Raw genomic sequence first — 14,082 nt, 5'->3', positions numbered from 1 at the left:
CTACTCTAATTCCTTTATTTGCATTGTTTCATAGGCCATGATATAAGATGCCTTGTTAAAGTATCCGGAAGTAGCATCCTTTTCATAATCGAACTTATTTCCATTATACTCGGTTTGCCCTATAAGCTTGGAGATGGACATTAAATCATTTTGATAAGCAAGTTTTAATAACAAATCAAAAGTAATATCAAATCCCCTTACGGCGAATTTATCGGGGTCATCTCCAAATTTTTCCCTATATCGTTCTACAAAAGAGCTTTCTTTGACTTCCCTGTAAACAGATGGGAAGGTAAAATTTAGGTTGGAGAGGTGTGTACTGGATATTACATCATTTTCAAATGCATTGTTTTTATCTGTTGTGAACATTCTCACCTTTACTTTATTCTTGCTATTTTCCAAATCCAAAAAAGAATTATTGAAGGCATTTAAAATAGAGACTATACTAGATATTAATTTAAAATTATCCGACTCTACAAAAACCCAATTTTCAACCTCCTCAGATAATAAGCTTCCTAATTTATCCTTATTAATTCCAATATTCTTTTCCTCTTCTTTTACCTGGACTGTCTTTGCGTTAGTAAATTGTCCTATCAACATCTCCTTGACCTCGGTATGCTTTTCATCGGCTATTACCACTATATTCTCTTCCTTATAATTATCCTTTATGTACTTCACCATATGGTCGCGAAGCAATTTTTCCTCTGTATAGGAAAAGAATACATTATCCAAACTGATATCGCTCTTTGCTGGAACAGGTGCTATAACTGGTACATCATATTTCGCCGCCTGCACGGCTACTTCTTTTAAGGAAGGGATATCCAATGGCCCAAAAATAGCACTGTAATTTGAAAGCAATTCCTTACTTAATATTGATTTTGTTTGTTGGATATCCAACCTATTATCAAAGGTCCTTACATCAACAGAAACACCCAATGCTTTTATAGAATCTAGAGCAACTAAAGCGCCAGAATATAATCCCAAACTATATTTAAGGCTATTCCTGTTTTCAATAGTCCATGCTACTTTTTCTTTATCTGATAAATCTAATTTATCTAAACGAAAAGGCAGCAAGAACATCACCTTAGGCTTAACTGCCGTATTGATGCTGTCCAATAAGTTTACCTTATCTAGAACCAAGGAATTTTTTACTTCAAAATTACTAGCTTGATCTTTTGGTAATTTTAAGATCATACCGGCTTTTAGACCATCCTTTAAATCTGGATTAAGCTGAATTAATTCTGCCCAAGACATGCCAAATTTACGCGTAAGCCTAAATTCGTTCTGTTTAGGCTTAACCTCATAAAATATATAATTGTCCGTATTTATTTCACCTGGATCCAATTTTGTTTCCGGTAATCTAATGACCATTCCCTCTTTAAGTCCGCCTCGTTCTACTATCTCCGGATTTAACCTAACTATCTCGTCGGATTTTACACCAAATTCCTTTTCTAATCGATAAAAGTTCATTTTGGCAGGTACGGTATACGAAATGAACAGCTGGGTTTCTTGATTATCAACGGTTGTACCTGCTATTTTAGGCAATAAAAGTTCAAATCCTTCGGCTAGATAATTACTTGTTTTGGACAGCTCTGGATTTAATACAAGTAAACTATCTATTGTTATCCCATACTTATGGGCAATACTCCATCTAGTTTCTTTTGGAGCTACTATGTATTTTTCAAAATCATCTGGATTTATGGTACTTTCTTCATCCGCTACCCTTTTATATTTTGGAATGCGAATCACCATTTTCTTTTTTAGCTGAGAGGCGTACAGTTCCTTATTATATTTCTTAATCTCCTCCTCAGATACATTATACCGCTTTGCAATACCAAACAAGGTTTCCTTTTTCTTTACCTTATGCTCAATAAAACCTATAGGCTCCCTTATTACAACAGAATCCTGTAAAATCCCTTTTATCAAAGAAACGACGGAAGAATTACCCTTATTGGAAGCCTGATCTTTAGAATTAGGTATGACCAAAATGGTGTTGACATTGAGCTTCTCGTTCTTTTTTATTTCTTTATTGTACTGTAAAATAGCTTCTTGAGTAACTCCGTATTCACTAGAAATACTCTGCAACGTTTCACCATTTTTTACTGCGTGGGTAGTGAATTTTTGTGCAATAGCCGTATTTGTAAAGAGTACACATAGTACGACTATAAAAAGAACTTTTACTGAATTTTTCATTTTTATTCCCATTCTATGGTCGCTGGTGGTTTAGAGCTGATGTCATATACCACTCTATTTACACCAGGTACTTTATTAATTATATCGTTAGATGTTTTTTGCAAAAACTCATAGGGCAAATTCACCCAATCTGCAGTCATACCATCTGTACTTTCTACTGCTCGTAAAGCCACACATTTTTCATACGTACGTTCATCTCCCATTACCCCTACACTATTTACGGGCAAAAGCATGGCTCCGGCCTGCCAGACCTTGTCATAAAGTCCCCAATCACGTAATCCTTGTATAAAAATATGATCCACTTCTTGTAAAATAGTTACTTTTTCTGGCGTTATATCCCCTAAAATCCTGATAGCAAGGCCAGGACCTGGAAACGGATGTCTTCCTAATCGCTCATCACCTACATCCATACTTTTTCCTACCCGTCTTACCTCATCCTTGAATAACATCTTTAAAGGCTCTACCACTTTTAATTTCATAAAATCGGGCAATCCGCCAACATTATGATGACTCTTTATAGTAGCAGAAGGCCCACCAGTGCCAGAAACCGATTCAATCACATCAGGATAAATGGTTCCTTGTGCCAACCATTTTGCATCTTCTACCATATGCGCCTCATCATCAAAAACCTCAATAAATACACGACCAATTATTTTACGTTTTGTCTCAGGATCACTCTCTCCTGCCAAAGCATCCAAAAAGCGTGCCGAAGCATCTACACCTTTAACATTAAGCCCCATACCTTCGTATTGCTTAAGTACATCCTCAAACTCATTTTTTCGTAAAAGTCCGTTATTTACAAAAATACAATGTAGATGTTTCCCAATAGCCTTATGTAATAGTACTGCGGCCACAGTAGAATCTACACCTCCTGATAATCCCAGGATTACCTTATCCTCTCCAATCTGCGCTTTTAAATCGGTAACCGTTGACTCTACAAAAGCATCCGGCGTCCAAGTCTGGGCTACTCCTGCTATATGAACTAAGAAATTCTCCAATAATTGTTTACCATCTGTAGAATGATAAACTTCTGGATGGAATTGAATACCATAAGTTTCCTCCCCTTTAAATTTAAAGGCCGCATTTTCAACATCATGCGTACTTGCCAAAAGGCTTGTGTTCCCTGGAAGTGATTTTATGGTATCTGCATGGCTCATCCATACTTGACTACCAACATCAATACCATTGAAAAATGGGTGATCGGATTCCACATGTGATAAATTGGCACGACCATATTCCCTAGTATTTGATTTCTCTACATTACCACCATTAAAATGAGCCAAATATTGTGCGCCATAACACACCCCCAACAACGGCTTTTTTCCCTTAATGGATGATAGGTCTGGATGGGGTGCATCCGTTGCCCTCACAGAAAATGGTGAACCGGATAATATCACCGCTTTGTAGCCGGACAAATCTTCAGGTAGTTTATTATAAGGTTTTATTTCACAGAAAATATTGAGTTCCCTAACCCTTCTAGCTATGAGTTGTGTGTACTGGGAACCGAAATCTAAAATCAGGACGTTATTTTGCATGGGCAAAAATAGCAAATTGACGGTACTAGAAAAGTATCTTTTAGGTATATTTATTCTGAATTTAATAAGAAGTTATGAAACAGGTCAGTGCAATTATTTTTGGGGCAGCAATAATAATATCTGCTTATTTTTTAGGGAACGCCTATGTTCGAAGGGCTAACCCACCACAAATTATTTCAGTTACCGGTCTTGGAAATGAAAATTTCACTTCTGATCTGATTGTTTGGGAAGGGCAGTTTTCCGCAAATAATACCGTACTTACGTTGGCTTTTGAACAGCTAAACAATGATAAAGATATTGTTAAGACCTATTTAACCACTAAAGGAATAAAAGCGGAACAAATTATTTTTAATAGTGTACAAACCACAGAACTACGGGATAATAAATATGAAAATGGAAATTATGTTGGAAGCATTTTTAGAGGATATCAGTTAACACAGACTATAAAAATAGAATCACAAGATGTTTCTTTAATAGAAAACGTATCTCGAGAAATTACAGAGTTATTAAACAAAGGCGTACAGTTTAATTCTTACTCCCCTAGATATTATTACACAAAATTGGCCGACCTTAAAATTGAAATGATTTCTAAAGCCACCGAAGACGCAAGATTAAGAGCTGAAAAAATTGCCGAGAATTCCGGGAGTGATCTAGGCGATTTGGTTTCTGCTAAAATGGGTGTTTTTCAAATTACCGGTCAGAATTCTGGTGAAGATTTTTCATGGGGCGGCGCATACAATACGGCCTCTAAAAACAAAACTGCTTCCATTACCATGCGATTGGACTACAAGGTAAGATAGCTAATAATTACTTCATAAAAATTTAATCAAACTATTGGTAATTAAATTTTTAAATCGATTCCCACAAAATTAATACCCAATGCTTTTTGCTCAAAAAGCATTTTAAAAAAACAAAAGCCCGGCAAATGCCGGACTTTTTCGACCAACCTAATTGGAATACATTCCTGAAAAAAATTCTTTTTCATAGCAATTGTATCCCATATCCTTGTTAGTACAATTTTTACAATCCTTACAACTTCAAAAAAGAAAAGCTCGGGAACTACTCCGGGTCTTTTTTCTTATCTAAATATTTCTTTTTCAATGGGTTGAATTTAAATGTCTATTTTTAGTAGGTAATCGTACCAAAATGAAAATTCAAATACGACTTGTCCTTATTTTATTCAACTCGTGTCTTTGTCTTTACGGACAAGAAAATCCAAGATTGGATAGTCTTCTCAACGTTTTGAAAACACAAAAAGATGATACACTTAAGGTCTTAACTCTGGAAGAACTGTTTTTAGAGGAGTTTTATACAGATCCTACAAAAGCAAAAAAATATATCGAAGAAGGCCTTGAACTTTCTAAAAAACTGAATTTCCCAAACGGTGAAGGCTTTGCCAACTACTATCTTGGAGCCGGATATTACCAAACCATAGGTAAAAACGATTCTGCTCGATATTACATCAATGAAGCCCTAGATATTTTTAAACGTATAAAGCACGAGGAATATATAATCAAAATGACTAATGCCTTAGGTGTGGTTGAATATACTTCCGGTAATTATCAAAAAGCAATTGAGTATTATAACATTGGAATCAACTACTCCAGAAAAAATAGACACTGGGACAATCTTGCAAATAGAATTGGCAACAAATCCCTAGCCTACATTAAAAAGGGAGACTACAACCTTGGGGTTAAATATTCTATTGAATCGTTAAAACTTTTTGACAGCTTAAATTCAAAATCCAATACCCTCCAACTCAAAATCCACACGGCAACGGCGGCGGTTAGAGTTGGATATGCTGAAATGGGTTTAAAAAACTATGAAAAAGCGCTCGAGTATTTTGAACGCGCCCTCGGAATTTATGATGGCATAGATGATATAGTCCATATGGGTCACACCTATTCTGATATTGGAAATGTGAATCTTGAACTTGGAAACTATGATTCTGCTATTGAAAACTACATGAAAGCCCTAGACATCGCCAAGAAAAAAAAGATTCCAATAATGCGTGGCCATGTTCTAATCAACCTAGGCAAAACATATATTAAAAAGGGTGATTACGAAAAAGCGCTTTATATACTGAAAGAAGGGTTACCTTTTAATGAGCAATTTGGCACAAAGGATAACCTTTCTCTCAATTTTAATCAGTTAGGGAATGCCTATCTAAAAAATAACGATGAGAACCAAGCGCTTGTTTATTATAATAAGTCCATCGCTTTAGCTGATTCCATCAACGCTGCAGAAATCTTATCCGATGTGTCACTGAATCGAGCTGAACTTTATTATGATATCAGACAATACAGGAATGCCTATCTAGACCAAAAAAGATATCAATTCTTAAATGATAGTATTTTCAATTCAAAGAAGTCTCAACAAATAGAAGAACTCAGGACAATTTACGATACTGAAAAAAAAGAACAACAAATCGCTCTTCAAGAAAAAGAAATCACGGTTTTGGAACAACAAGCAGAAATCAGTGCACTTCAAAAAATACTTTTGGGAATCGGTTTGCTGCTTTCACTTATTGGAATTTACGCCATTCGGCAAAAAATGAAGCGCAATATGCTTGAAAAAGAAAAGGTAGATGCCGAACTCGAATTTAAAAAGAAAGAACTCACTACTCATGCCTTGAACTTAGCCCGTAAAAATGAGACCCTTGAAAACCTTAAGTCAAAAGCTCAAGAATTAAAAGACAAGGAAAATATGGGCAGAGGATACAACCAGTTGATACGAACTATAAACTTTGATTTGCAGGACGATAATAATTGGGAAAACTTCTCGCGCTATTTTGAGGAAGTCCACAAAGACTTTAACAGCAATGTGAAAACCAAATACCCCCAGGTGACTTCGAATGAGCTACGGCTATTAGCTCTTTTAAAAATGAATTTGTCCTCAAAAGCGATTGCCAATATCTTGAATATTTCACCTGAAGGAATAAAAAAAGCGCGTTATCGACTTCGTAAAAAGCTAGATTTATCCACCGAGGACTCTTTACAAGATTTGGTTCTTAGCCTATAAAATATAGGAGTTTCAAGCCTGTCCACTATTTGTCCATTAGTAATATTGGGGTGTCCACCTAATGTCCACCCGACTTTTTTTTATCCTCACAATCAACACTTTAGGTTTGTGGTGTCATTGAAGAAACGATCTAGACAATGACAACCGTTTTGTGGTCTTGCTCAGTTAAGTACTGCAGACTAAAGCTGAGTAAGTCACACAAAACCGTATTTAAGTTTAACCACAAAACAAAACGTGATGAAAAAAAAGAATAAATTATTCAGTAGATTTTTTATACAACTACTTTTAATTCTAGCAGTAGCCTGTAGTAAAGATGACCCTAGTACCGACATAACTGTGAATCCGTCAACGGGAGCAACGTTAAAGGAGGTATTGGCTCAAGCTGGTGACATTGAAGAATTCCCCCGTGAGATTACGAAACAGGAAGGAGAACCAGTCCCCCTACCACAACCGGAAAAATTCGATAGGAAGGATAGCGCCAATTTAGACATTACAGTGGAACAACGCTGGGTTTGCACTACCAAAGAGATAGATATTTTTGGGGGCACGGACACCAATCCAGTTTACAACCCAAATGCAACGGTGATATGGCCCGGCAATCTTTTGCAATATAAATCCTTGGATAATGGCACACCAGAAGCAATAGATGCTAAGCGAGCAGGAGGATCCATTACCTATGACTTAAACGTAGGTAATCCTGAGGCAACGCAAAAAGTGGATGTGGTAGATCAAGGCTCTGTAAACCAGGCTATGAACAATATCATAGCTGGAAATCCTGAAAATATAACACCGGCAGACTTTAGTTTAGAAATCGTAGCCATAAATTCATCCGAAGAGTTAGCTCTTGAAATGGGGTTAAAGGTATCCACATTGGTATCAAAAGTCAATTCCAACTTCTCATTGGATACAAAAGTGGAAACCAGCAGTGTTCTTGTAAAGCTTAAGCAACGGTACTATACTATGAGTTTTGTAAAACCCAATAGCCCTGATGAGTTTTTTGATCCAAGTATAACCGCAGAAGACTTAGCGCAAGATGTTCAGCCAGGTAATCCGGCCACCTACATCTCGTCTGTAACCTATGGTAGGATTTTTTATATGCTTTATGAATCTACAGCATCTGCAGAAGACATGAAAGCAACTCTTGAGGGGTCATATGGTGCAGCAAAAAATAAAGTAACCGCTGAAGTGGATATTCAAAAACTGAACGAATACAATCAGTTTACGGTTAAAGTCATTGCATATGGTGGTGACTCCGAAAGCACACTAAATGCCGTTGGCGAAATATATTCAGGTGAAAATGCCGTGTCAAACTTGAAGCAAGTTGTAGATAGATTGGCCTTAGCTGGTGATATAAGAAATGGAAAGCCTTTGTCTTACGTGGTCAACAGTGTGTTAGACCCAAGTAAAACGGTAAAAACAAATCTTGCAACCAAATATTCCATTAGAAATTGTGAACTAAGGGGTATACTCCCCCCTACTGGATACCACCCTTTACTTGACCTATTCAAAACAGACAACGACGAAGGTGGTATTGGTGCAATGCTACAAATAAGGGATGGTGATATCTTGGTTTTCAATAAAGCGGGCACAAGATATGCCTGGTTTGATGGTAATGAGGCCATAATTGAAAACAGAATAAAAGGAATATGGGATATAACGGACCCTACTGGACCTATTGGAGGAACTACTTTTACTTCAATTGGCGCAAGTACTCGCTTTGGCGACAACAAAATTTACATTTTTAATGACAATGGTTTGGCCAATGAAATTTTCAATTATGACCCAAACACTGCCTCTCCAGTTGGCGGACCAATAGGCCTCTACAATCAAACGAATGGTGAAAATATCGTTTATTCAGTAAATACCATTTTCGGTGATAGTGGTGGTTTTCCCTATACCAATCAAGGATTCGCTGCAGGTGCAAGATTTACCCTGGCCGGCAGAAAAATATTTTTCGGAGGTGATGGTAGCACCTATGCATTGTACGATAGCACGGGAGGTGGTTCTTGGGGAGGCGAAACAGAAAACAAACTATTTGGTACGGGAGGAGATAATGATCCTGGCGCTACGCTTTTTGAAAAAGTTGGGGCCAGCACCTATATTTCTTTTGGAGGTGCCAGCGGAGGGTGGCTCTTTGTTAACGATAAGGGCGATGAATTGATGGAGTATAAGAATGATACAGATAGTTTTGAAGGCCCATGGGTTATCAACTAGCTAGGTAAAAGTTTGTTTTAGATAAAGAGAAAGCCCGGGAACCAACCGGGCTTTTTTCAACCAACTAAACCTTTGAACACAAGTTTTGAGAATTAATATTCTTTCTCATAGCAATTTGTATTCTTGCACTTGGACGATCGACATTTTAAAAACTTACAGTCATATACATTTTTAACAAAAAAAATAAGCTCGGGAACCACCCCGAGCTTTTTAAATCAAAATCAAAAAAACCAACCTAAACAAGTTTTACTAGTACATTAAATTTCTCTTTCATAGTAATTTATAGTATAACAACCATACCTCTAAAAACCCTACCTAGATTTTGTACATTTATTTAAAAAAATCATGACAGCTAAATTCTGGAACGAACTTAACGATGAGCTACAAAAAGGAATTTCTGAACATGGACACCCTTTTAGGTATGCCACGCTTGGCACTATTGGGTTAGACAAAATAGCACGTTTACGTACGGTAGTAATAAGAGAAGTCTCCCATGATCAGAATATTGTTTTTTTTACGGACAAAAGGTCTAAAAAAGTAACCCATATAAAAGAAAACCCCAATGTAAGCCTCTTACTTTACCATCCTGAAAAGCTATTGCAAATTAGGATTGAAGGCTTGGCCAATATACATGTCGATGAAAAAACGCTTTCCAAATATTGGAATCGAATACAGGCAAAGGGTAAAAAAGACTATACTACAAAATATGCGCCGGGAAGTACTATAAAAAATCCTGACGAGATAGAATATCTTGACGAGCACCACCATTTTTGTATGATTACCATTGTCCCTTTTAAATTAGAATATTTAAAACTAAAAAGACCCAATCACATCAGGGTAAAATTTTCTAAAAACGAAGACCTTTGGGTAAGTGAATTTCTAGTGCCTTAACTAGACCTTAATAATTGAAAAAGTCAACTGTAAAGGATGTAATGAATTAAAAAGCATAGGAATGAGCTCTTTGCCGTATTCTAAATAAAGTTCAGAAAAGTTCTGATTTCGTTCTTGTAGTGATTGACCTGGAAAAAGTTCATTTTGAATTTCGGTCATACGTGAAACCTGATCGCGTAATTTTCGTTTTTGTGCTTTCAACAAGCGTTTTTCCAAATTTTCCAGACCTTTTTTTTGCTTTACTTCCTGTGCTTTTACCGCCCCCAAAAAAGAAGCATCCGTTTGCTGGGCCAACTCATATAAAGCTTTAAATTGCTCTTCTAACACTTTTTTTTGCGGAGTAAAATCAATATCAATGTTAGATATTTCCCTTATTTTCTTATTGATAAGGCTGTTCTGGTTTAAAAACAGGTCCTGAACACTTAAATGCAGCCTAGTTAATTTATCTTCCTGTTTCTTAGTAATAACCAGAGCAGAATTACGTAAAAGTAGAACAGGAAAAGGAACATCCATGGCTTCAAAAGCTGTTTTTAATTCTAACCAATAGGCCAATTCTCCTCCGCCACCAATATAGCAGAGGTTAGGCAAAATAACTTCTTGATATAGGGGCCTTGCAATAACATTTGGTGAAAATTTCTCTGGGTGTATTTCCAATTCTTGTAAAAGCTCTTCTTCAGAAAAGGATATTTGTGTATCGTTAACAAAGTAACGACCATTATGCCGAACAATACGCTCACGGATACCATCCACTAAATAGAAATAATTTATTTCCCTCGGATTTACTTGAACTTTATAATCACTACTTATTTCTCCAATTTTCTCAATTGATTGTGTCACAGCTTCATAAGCCGTCTGTTCTAAAATATCCTTTTTAGCATAAGGAATCAATATTTTTTTTAAACTGGCATCATCTCCATCAATAATAACCAAACCATATTCACCAAAAAGCTCATTAGCTAAATAGCGGGTTGCTTCGGTTAGTGAATCATGTCCTAAATATGACCTTTCAAAAAGATCCTTTAAAAATTTTGCATTTTGACTCTCCCCTAAGACATTGGAAAAAATCTGGAACACTTCTTCCAATCCATCTGTATTCAATTGTCCAACTGCCCCAGAGGCATTCTTGTTCCATTGTATTTTCTTGCCTTCAAAATTAAAATAATTGATCTCATCAAAATCATGATCCTCGGTTGCCATCCAATATGCAGGAACAAAATTATCTTCAGGGTAAGCTTCCTGTAATTCTTTGGCAAGGTTAATTGTGGATATTATTTTATACAAAAAGTACAATGGACCGGTAAACAGATTTAATTGATGACCAGTTACAACTGTGAAGGTGTTTTTGTTTTTAAGCAACTGAATATGTTCAAGGGTATGTGATGAAGCCTTGATATCTTCATATTGACGTGATAAAGCATCTGCCAATACCTTTCTATTTTCTACAGGAAAATGCTTTCTTTTTTCCTCTATTTGACCTTTGAACCCTTCTATATCCGGGTACCTATTGTAAAGGGTGTTTACAGCTGCTGAACCATCGATATAATCGCATATCAATTTTGAAAAATATCCGGTCTTTCTAAAGGGTAAACAGTCAATATCCATATAAAAGCAAAAATGAAGGTAAATATAAAACTCTTCTTTTTTAGAGTTCCTAAAAATACGTTAATAAGAGGTAAACCCATTTTCAATTTGCTTGTTAAAAAGCAGGAAACCCAAAGGAAAGTTTAACAATTATTTGGTAGATTTGAAGCTATGCCATCTCAATACTAGTTAAATGAAGATATTTCTACCCTCACTACTTTTTTTGTTGCCATTATTAGTCCTTGCCCAAATTAAATCGCCCTCTGAGTTTTTGGGTTATGAGTTAGGCTCACAGTTTACTAGACACCACCAAGTTATAGATTATTATGAATATTTAGCAGAAACCATTCCTGATAGAATGCAATTGACTGAATATGGGAAGACCAATGAGAATAGGCCCTTAGTATTGGCCTACATTTCTACAAAAGCCAATATGAAGAATTTGGAAAATATAAGATTGGAGCACCTAAAAAATACTTCAGGTACGGGTGAACCGGACAAAGCTATTGTGTGGCTTAGTTACAATGTACATGGCAATGAAAGTGTAAGTACCGAGGCCTCTATGAAAACCATTTATGAGTTGCTAACATCAAAAAGTAATTATTTGGAAGATACCGTTGTAATTATAGACCCCTGTATTAACCCAGATGGTCGTGATAGATATGTAAACTGGTATAATCAATATAAAAATAGTCCCAATAATGTAGACCCTTTCAGTAAAGAACACCATGAGGGTTGGTGGAGCGGTAGAAGCAATCACTATATGTTCGATTTAAATAGGGATTGGGCATGGTTAACACAGGTTGAAAGTCAACAACGATTAAAACAGTATAATAAATGGTTACCCCATGTCCATGTAGATTTTCATGAACAAGGTGTAGATAATCCGTATTACTTTGCGCCTGCCGCAGAACCATATCATGAGGTTGTTACCGATTTTCAACGTGAATTTCAGGAAACCATTGGTAAGAACCATGCCAAATACTTTGACCAAAACGGATGGTTTTACTTTACCAAAGAAGAGTTTGATCTTCTGTACCCTAGCTATGGTGATACTTACCCCACATACAATGGCAGTATTGGCATGACCTATGAGCAAGGCGGCAGTGGTAGGGCAGGTTTAGGTATTATCACAAGTATTGGGGATACCTTAACCCTTAACGATCGTATAGCACACCACTACACAACTGGAATTTCTACAATAGAAGTAGCCTCTAAAAACGTTGCTAAACTTAATGAGGAATTTAAAAAATTCTATCAACCAAAGAACTATCTGTATAAAAACTATGTACTCAGTGGAAATAAAAATAAGCTGAATACTTTAGCCTCTTTATTAAAAAAACATGAAGTGGAGTTTGGTTTTACCACGGACGCATCAGTTAAGGGTTATGACTACGCTTCTGGAAAAATAAAAAATTTAAGAACAAAGGAAAATAGCTTAGTGGTTTCTACAAATCAACCAAAGGGTACTTTAGTAAAGGTGCTTTTTGAACCTAATGCCAAACTAAGTGACTCTGTAACCTACGATATTACCGCATGGTCTTTACCCTATGCTTATGGATTGGATGCTATAGCAACCGAAAGCAATATTCCAAGTGAATCATTTCCACATAGGGTTGAAGAATTTGGGGTATTAAAAGCAAATGGTTATGCGTATATAACCAACTGGAAATCAATTAACGATGCGGAATTTTTGACCTTTTTACTTAACAAAAAAGTAAAGGTCCGATATACTAAAAAACCATTTAAATTAGATGGTAAAGCCTATGAACGCGGTAGCCTTATTATAACCTCTTCCGATAATAAACACCTTTCTGATTTTATTGAAATATTAAATAATGGATCAATTAAGTTTTCTAAAAACCTAAGCACTGTACAAACCGGTTTTGTAGATAGCGGTAAGGATTTTGGCTCCGACTATGTAGCCATGATTCCCAAAAGCAAAATTGCTGTATTATCTGGAGAACCTACCTCAACCTTGCGTTTTGGTGAAATATGGCACTTTTTTGAACAACAGTTGAAGTATCCAATAACCATTTTGGATGAAACATATTTTAACCAAATTGACCTTAACGAGTATGAAGTTCTAATTTTACCTGATGGTAGAGGTTATGGTAGATTTATGACCGAAGCCATTTCCAATAAAATAAAGGATTGGGTAAGCTCTGGTGGCAAGCTTATTGCCATGGGCGGAGCTATTGATGCCCTTTCAAAACTAAAAGGTTTTGGCATAAAGGAGAAAGAACAAGAAAAGGACTCTATGCCAAATCTTGATGCTTTTGATGTTAGCCAAAGAGAATATATTAAATCAGCAATAACAGGTGCCATTTTCAAAGCAACCGTTGACCCAACACACCCTTTGGCGTATGGTTATGACGAAAGTTATTTTACATTAAAACTTGGTAATAGGGCCTTTAACTATTTGGATAACGGAAATGTAGTCTACCTTACCAAAGGTGCCAATGTTCCTGTTTCTGGTTTCGCCGGTAGCAAAGCACAAAAGAAAATTGACGAAACCTTAATTTATGGTACTGAAAAAATGGGCCGTGGCCATGTCATATATATGGTAGACAATCCTCTTTTTAGGGGATTTTGGGAAAATGGAAAACTCTTTTTTGCCAATGCCCTTTTTATGGTCAATTAACAAATA

At 36.3% G+C, this 14,082-nt stretch carries 8 protein-coding genes; 5 read left to right on the top strand and 3 right to left on the bottom strand.

Annotated elements, in window-relative coordinates:
- Complete coding sequence (locus ACOCEA_RS12540) at positions 1-2,190, bottom strand: LysM peptidoglycan-binding domain-containing protein (RefSeq protein WP_420756596.1); 2,190 nt, start codon at positions 2,188-2,190, stop codon at positions 1-3.
- Positions 2,191-2,192: 2 nt separating this feature from the next.
- Complete coding sequence (guaA, locus tag ACOCEA_RS12535) at positions 2,193-3,725, bottom strand: glutamine-hydrolyzing GMP synthase (protein ID WP_420756595.1); 1,533 nt, start codon at positions 3,723-3,725, stop codon at positions 2,193-2,195.
- A gap of 74 nt (positions 3,726-3,799) precedes the next feature.
- On the opposite strand from guaA, the gene ACOCEA_RS12530 reads away from it, so the two are divergent.
- The 4 genes from ACOCEA_RS12530 (at position 3,800) to ACOCEA_RS12515 (ending at position 9,851) form a co-directional block, all read left to right on the top strand.
- On the top strand, positions 3,800-4,525 hold the full coding sequence (locus ACOCEA_RS12530) for an SIMPL domain-containing protein (protein WP_420756594.1): 726 nt from the start codon (positions 3,800-3,802) through the stop codon (positions 4,523-4,525).
- Positions 4,526-4,871: 346 nt separating this feature from the next.
- Complete coding sequence (locus tag ACOCEA_RS12525) at positions 4,872-6,746, top strand: tetratricopeptide repeat protein (protein WP_420756593.1); 1,875 nt, start codon at positions 4,872-4,874, stop codon at positions 6,744-6,746.
- 237 nt (positions 6,747-6,983) lie between these two features.
- The gene (locus ACOCEA_RS12520) at positions 6,984-8,960 is read left to right on the top strand and encodes a thiol-activated cytolysin family protein (RefSeq protein ID WP_420756592.1); all 1,977 of its coding nucleotides are present in this window, start codon (positions 6,984-6,986) and stop codon (positions 8,958-8,960) included.
- A gap of 345 nt (positions 8,961-9,305) precedes the next feature.
- Positions 9,306-9,851, top strand: a complete 546-nt coding sequence (locus ACOCEA_RS12515) for a pyridoxamine 5'-phosphate oxidase family protein (protein WP_420756591.1) — start codon at positions 9,306-9,308, stop codon at positions 9,849-9,851.
- Here ACOCEA_RS12515 and bshC read toward each other — a convergent pair whose 3' ends face one another.
- Complete coding sequence (bshC, locus tag ACOCEA_RS12510; protein ID WP_420756590.1) at positions 9,852-11,453, bottom strand: bacillithiol biosynthesis cysteine-adding enzyme BshC; 1,602 nt, start codon at positions 11,451-11,453, stop codon at positions 9,852-9,854.
- Positions 11,454-11,625: 172 nt separating this feature from the next.
- Here bshC and ACOCEA_RS12505 point away from each other — a divergent pair, with 172 nt between their 5' ends.
- On the top strand, positions 11,626-14,076 hold the full coding sequence (locus tag ACOCEA_RS12505) for a M14 family metallopeptidase (protein WP_420756589.1): 2,451 nt from the start codon (positions 11,626-11,628) through the stop codon (positions 14,074-14,076).
- Positions 14,077-14,082 lie beyond the last annotated feature (6 nt).

The organism is Maribacter luteocoastalis (assembly GCF_048890225.1).
GTDB lineage: Bacteria > Bacteroidota > Bacteroidia > Flavobacteriales > Flavobacteriaceae > Maribacter > Maribacter luteocoastalis.
The sequence above is the reverse complement of the archived record's forward strand: the minus strand, read 5'-3'. Positions and strand labels throughout refer to the sequence as shown.